The sequence below is a fragment of the Vibrio sp. 10N.222.52.B7 genome (assembly GCF_041474275.1).
Lineage (GTDB): Bacteria > Pseudomonadota > Gammaproteobacteria > Enterobacterales > Vibrionaceae > Vibrio > Vibrio crassostreae_C.
In genome coordinates, this window is the sequence record NZ_JBFRTU010000173.1 from 1 (window position 1) to 730 (window position 730).

Consider the following 730-nt stretch of genomic DNA (forward strand, 5'->3'; position numbering starts at 1 on the left):
GGTATGTACACTCTTAGGCATAGACATATCGCAAGGATGAATCACTGTATGCAAACAGAAACACCGCAAGTTCAAGGGGATACACCGACCCTCCGACTTTTTGCACTATTAGAGGTGATAGCGCAAAAAGACGAGTTTATTTCTCTTCAAGGTTTAGTCGAAGAGACCGGATTACCAAAACCCACGCTGCACCGAATGCTTCAGCAATTAGAAGCCGCGGGCATCATTCAAAGAGATGGCGACGAAAAGCACTACAGCTCAGGCATTCGACTAAGAAAACTTGCCGAAAACCTACTTTTGAATAGCACCATGCACAGCGCGCGACGCACCATCCTTGAAAATCTAAGAGCAGAAGTCGGTGAGAGTTGTAACCTGACGGCTCTTTCAAGTGGTGAAATCATCTATCTCGATCGTGCCGAAACTGAAGCTCCCCTTCGCTTTCACCTGCACCCCGGCTCTCGCGTTCCCGTGCACTGCTCGGCTACTGGAAAACTGTTTTTAGCTCATATGTCTAAGTCGCAGCGCAGAAGACTGATTGAAAACGTGCCGCTGACTCAATACACAGTAAACACGATTACCGACTATTCGACTCTAGAGAAAGACATTGAAGAAGCGAAAATCCAAGGTTTTGCTATTGATGACGAAGAGTTTTTACCAGGCTTAGTCTGTATCGCAGTGCTGATCCCATCACCAACAGGTCAATCAAACCTAGGCCTAGCGATACAAGCGC

1 protein-coding gene is annotated in these 730 nt (G+C 47.1%); it reads left to right on the top strand.

Annotated features, from left to right (window positions below):
• Positions 1 to 48: 48 nt before the first annotated feature.
• The coding region (locus AB4512_RS22090; protein ID WP_372175686.1) for an IclR family transcriptional regulator at positions 49 to 730 on the top strand (682 nt) is incomplete at its 3' end.